Origin of the sequence: Rhodoblastus acidophilus (assembly GCF_025961575.1) — a bacterium.
Classification (GTDB): Bacteria; Pseudomonadota; Alphaproteobacteria; order Rhizobiales; family Beijerinckiaceae; genus Rhodoblastus; species Rhodoblastus acidophilus_C.
The window spans coordinates 1-5,162 of the sequence record NZ_JAOQNX010000060.1; the positions used below are offsets into that span (position 1 = coordinate 1).

The following is a 5,162-nucleotide window of genomic DNA, read 5'->3' on the forward strand; positions in this document are numbered from 1 at the left end:
CGCCGAACAGCAAAAGTCGCTTTCACGCGGCTTTTTTCGGACTTAAGACTAGACTGACCGGTCAACTCATTCAATGGAGCCGCACATGACCCTTACGCTCGCAGGCAAGCACGCCATTGTCACCGGCGCCTCAAAAGGCATTGGGGCCGAAATCGCCCGCACCCTCGCGGCGCAGGGCGCAAGCGTCACGGTGAACTACAGCTCCGATCGCGCCGGGGCCGAAAAGGTGGTGGCCGACATCGTCGCCGGCGGCGGCAAGGCGGCCGCCGTCCAGGCCGACCTCGGCGCGCCCGAAGGGGCGAAGAAGCTCGTCACCCTGGCGGTCGAGGCGTTCGGCGCCATCGACATTCTCGTCAACAATGCCGGCGTCTACGAATTCGCGCCGCTCGACCAGATCACGCCCGACCATTTCCACAAGCAGTTCAACCTCAATGTGCTCGGCCTGCTGCTGACCACCCAGGAGGCGGCGCGGCATTTCCGTCCCGAGGGCGGCAGCGTCGTCAACATCAGTTCGGGCGTCTCGACCATCCTGCCCCCGAACTCGGCGGTTTATTCCGCGACCAAAGCTTCGGTGGACGCCGTCACCGCGGTGCTGGCCAAGGAGCTGGCGTCGCGCAACATCCGCGTCAACGCCGTCAACCCCGGCATGATCGTCACCGAAGGCGTCAAGACCGCCGGCTTCGACCAGGGCGACATGCGCGGCTGGATCGAATCCGTCACGCCGATGGGCCGTGTCGGAAAAGTCGAGGAAATCGCCCGTCCGGTGCTGTTCCTCGCCTCCGACGCGTCGGCTTACGTCACCGGCGAAACCCTTCACGTCACCGGCGGCCTGCGCTGAGCCGCCGCCCCCTTTGGAAGACGCGCCATGCCCCTTTCGACACACAAGCTTCTCATCATTGCGGCGCTGGCCGGCGCGGGCGCCCTCGGCCCGCTGGCGCTTGGGACGCAAGCGCCGCGCGCCGACGTCAAGCCGCCGCCGGCCGCCGTTCCAGTGAGCGTGGAGACGCTGGCCGCACGCGACATCCGCGTCTGGTCGTCGTTCTCCGGCCGCGCCCGCGCCGTCGATTTCGCCGAAATCCGCCCGGAGGTCAGCGGCAAGATCGTCGACATCCGCTTCACCGACGGCCAGATGGTTCAGGCGGGGCAGGTGCTGATGGTGATCGATCCGCAGCCCTATGAGGCGGCGGCGGCGCGCGCCGAGGCCAATCTCGCCTCGGCGACCGCAAGGGCGGAATACAGCCGCAAGGATCTGGAGCGGGCGAAAAGCCTGATCGGCGCCCAGACCCTGACGCAGCGCGATTTCGATGCGCGCGCCAACGCCCTGCGGGTCGCGGAGGCCGACATCAAGGCGGCGGAAGCGGCGTTGCGGCAGGCGCGGATCGACCTCGACCGCGCTTATGTCAAGGCGCCGATTTCGGGCCGCATCAGCCGCGCGGAAATCACCCTCGGCAATCTCGTGCAGTCCGGCGCCAATGCGCCGCTGCTCACGTCGGTTGTGTCGCAGAACGGCGTCTATGTCGATTTCGACGTGGACGAGCAGACCTATCTGAAAATCATCCGCGCCTCGGCGAAAAGCGCGGAGACGGAAAAGGCGATCCCCGTAGAAGTCTCCCTTCAGGGCGACGAGGGTCATCCCATCGCCGGCCTGCTCTCCAGCTTCGACAATCGCATCAACACGGGAACCGGCGCGATCCGCGCCCGCGCCCGCTTCGCCAACGGTGACGGCGCGCTCGTCCCCGGCATGTTCGTCTCGGTGCGCCTGGGCGGCGGCGCGGAGCAGCGCGCCGTGCTGGTCTCCGAGCGCGCCGTCGGCAACGACCAGAGCAAGAAATTCGTCTACGTGGTCGGCGCGGACGACAAGGTCGCCTATCGCGAAGTCAGCCTGGGTCCGCAGGTCGACGACGGCCGCCGCATCGTGCGCGCCGGCCTCGCGCCCGGCGACCGCGTGATCGTCGATGGTTTGCAGCATGTGCGCCCCGACACGCGCGTCCACACCCGCGAAGCCGCCGTCCACTGAGCTGTTTGGAGAGAGCGTCCATGTCCCTGTCCCGGTTCTTCGTCGATCGGCCCGTTTTCGCCGGCGTCATCTCCGTGGTGATCTTCCTCGCGGGGCTGATCGCCATGGTGCGGCTGCCGATCTCGGAATATCCCGAGGTCGTGCCGCCCTCGGTGGTGGTGAAGGCGCAATTTCCCGGCGCCAATCCCAAGGTGATCGCCGAGACCGTGGCCATGCCTTTGGAAGAACAGATCAATGGCGTCGAGAACATGCTTTACATGTTCTCGCAGGCCGCAAGCGACGGGACGCTGACGCTCACCATCACCTTCCGGCTCGGCTCCAATCCCGACCTCGCCACGCAGCTCGTGCAGAACCGCGTCAATCAGGCTTTGCCGCGCCTGCCGGAGGTGACGCGGCAGCTCGGCGTGACCACGACCAAGAGCTCGCCCGATCTCACCATGGTCGTGCATCTGAAATCGCCGGACGCGCGCTATGACATGCTCTATCTGCGCAATTACGCCCGGCTCAACGTGAAAGACCAGCTGGCGAAAATCCCCGGCATCGGCAGCGTGCAGCTGTTCGGCTCGGGCGATTACGCCATGCGGATCTGGCTCAACCCGGACAAGGTGGCCGAGCGCGGCATGACCGCCAACGAGGTGGTCGCCGCCATCCGCCGCCAGAACGTCCAGGTCGCCGCGGGCGTGATCGGCGGTCCGCCCTATGGCAAGGGCGTGGAGGTGCAATTGCCGGTCAACGCGCAGGGGCGCCTGACCAGCGAGGAGGCGTTCGCTGACATCATCATCAAGCGTGAGGGCGGCGTGGTGACGCGTCTGCGCGACGTGGCGCGGGTCGAGATCGACGCTTCGGAATATGGCTTGCGCTCGCTGCTCGACAACCAGCCCGCCGTCGCCATTCCCGTGTTCCAGTCGCCGGGCTCGAACGCCATCGAAATTTCCGACCGCGTCCGCGCCACCATGGAGCAGCTCAAGAAGAATTTTCCCGAAGGGCTTGATTACAGCATCGTCTACGATCCCACCATTTTCGTGCGCGGCTCGATCGAGGCGGTGGTGCATACGCTGCTGGAGGCGGTGGCGCTGGTGGTGCTGGTGGTGATCCTGTTCCTGCAGACCTGGCGCGCCTCCATTATTCCCTTGCTCGCCGTGCCCGTCTCGATCGTCGGCACATTCGCCATCATGCTGGCGGCGGGCTTTTCCATCAACGCCTTGTCGCTGTTCGGCCTGGTGCTCGCCATCGGCATTGTCGTCGACGACGCCATCGTCGTGGTCGAGAATGTCGAGCGCAACATCGAGACCGGGCTGTCGCCGCGCGAGGCGACGCTCAAGGCCATGTCGGAGGTCACCGGCCCCATCATCGCCATCGCCCTGGTGCTGTGCGCGGTGTTCATTCCCATCGCCTTCATCAGCGGTTTGACGGGCGAGTTCTACCGGCAGTTCGCCCTGACCATTGTCTTCTCCACCCTCATCTCGGCCTTCAATTCGCTGACCCTCTCCCCAGCGCTGTCCGCTGTCCTGCTGCGCGGCCATGACGCGCCCAAGGACGGGCTGACGCGGGCGATGGATGGCGCATTCGGCTGGTTCTTCACCCGTTTCAACAAGGTTTTTTACGCGGGCTCGCAGAGCTATGGCCAGGGCGTGCGCGGCCTGCTCGGCCACAAATCGGCGGCGCTGCTGGTCTACGCCCTGCTGCTCGGCTCGACCGCGCTGATTTTTGACCGCGTCCCCCACGGCTTCGTGCCCTTGCAGGACAAGCAATATCTGGTGAGCTTCGCCAAACTGCCCGACGGCGCGACGCTGGAGCGCACGGAAAAGGTCATCCGCGACATGTCGGAGATCGCGCTGAAGGAGCCGGGCGTCGAGAGCGCCGTGGCTTTCCCCGGCCTGTCGATCAACGGTTTCATCAACAGCCCATCCGAAGGCATTGTCTTCGTCACGCTCAAACCCTTCGAGGCGCGCAAGTCCGCTGCGCTGTCCGGCTTCGCGGTCGCGCAAAAACTGCAGGCGAAATACGCCGGCGTTTCCGACGCTATGATCGCGATTTTCCCGCCGCCGCCGGTGCAGGGCTTGGGCACGATCGCCGGGTTCAAATTGCAGATCGAGGACCGCACCGACCAGGGCTATGAAGCGCTTAATGCGGCGCTGCAATCCGTGCTGGCGAAAAGCGCGAAAGAGCCGGCGCTGTCGCGCGTGTTCTCGAGCTACAATATCAGCACGCCGCAACTGTTCGCCGACCTTGATCGCACCAGAGCGATGCAATTGGGCGTGGACGCGCAGGACGCCTTCGACGCCATGCAGATTTATCTCGGCTCACTCTATGTGAACGACTTCAACAAATTCGGCCGCACCTACCAGGTGACGGCGCAGGCCGACCGGCAATATCGCTCGCGGCCCGAGGACATTCTCAAGCTGAAGACGAAGAATGTTGACGGCGAAATGGTTCCGCTCGGCGCCGTGGTGCGGGTCAGCGAGACCACAGGTCCGGACAACGCCATGCGTTACAACGCCTTCCGCTCCGCCGACCTCAACGGCGCGCCCGCGCCGGGTTTTTCGACCGGACAGGCGCAGGCCGCAATCGCCAGGATTCTCGGGGAAACGCTGCCGAAGGGCATGGATTATGAATGGACCGAACTGACCTATCAGGAAATCCTGTCCGGCAATACCGCGCTGCTGGTGTTCCCGATTTGCGTGCTGCTGGTCTTCCTCGTGCTGGCGGCGCAATATGAGAGCCTGTTCCTGCCCTTCGCCATCATCCTGATCGTGCCCATGTCGCTGCTGGCGGCCTTGGCCGGGGTGTGGCTCACCGGCGGCGAGAACAATCTGTTCACGCAGATCAGCTTCTTCGTGCTGATCGGGCTGGCCTGCAAGAACGCGATCCTGATCGTGGAATTCGCGCGCGAACTGGAGATTCAGGGGCGCGCCACCGTCGCGGCCGCGGTCGAAGCGGCGCGCCTGCGCCTGCGCCCGATCCTGATGACGTCTATGGCCTTCATCATGGGCGTGGTCCCCTTGGTCCTGTCCTCCGGCGCCGGCGCGGAAATGCGCCACGCCATGGGCGTGGCGGTGTTCTTCGGCATGCTGGGCGTGACCCTGTTCGGCCTGTTCCTCACACCGGTGTTCTACGTCCTGGTCCGGAGCCTGGAGGCGCGGCT

At 65.3% G+C, this 5,162-nt stretch carries 3 protein-coding genes; all 3 read left to right on the forward strand.

What is annotated here, in order from left to right; genetic code table 11:
* Positions 1-85 precede the first annotated feature (85 nt).
* Complete coding sequence (locus tag M2320_RS22975; protein ID WP_264599289.1) at positions 86-838, forward strand: SDR family NAD(P)-dependent oxidoreductase; 753 nt, start codon at positions 86-88, stop codon at positions 836-838.
* Between the two features lie 27 nt (positions 839-865).
* Entirely contained in the window at positions 866-2,017 is a 1,152-nt protein-coding gene (locus tag M2320_RS22980) for an efflux RND transporter periplasmic adaptor subunit (protein ID WP_264599290.1), read from the forward strand.
* A gap of 20 nt (positions 2,018-2,037) precedes the next feature.
* Positions 2,038-5,162, forward strand: a 3,125-nt coding sequence (locus M2320_RS22985) for an efflux RND transporter permease subunit (RefSeq protein ID WP_264599291.1), incomplete at its 3' end; no start/stop codon positions are given.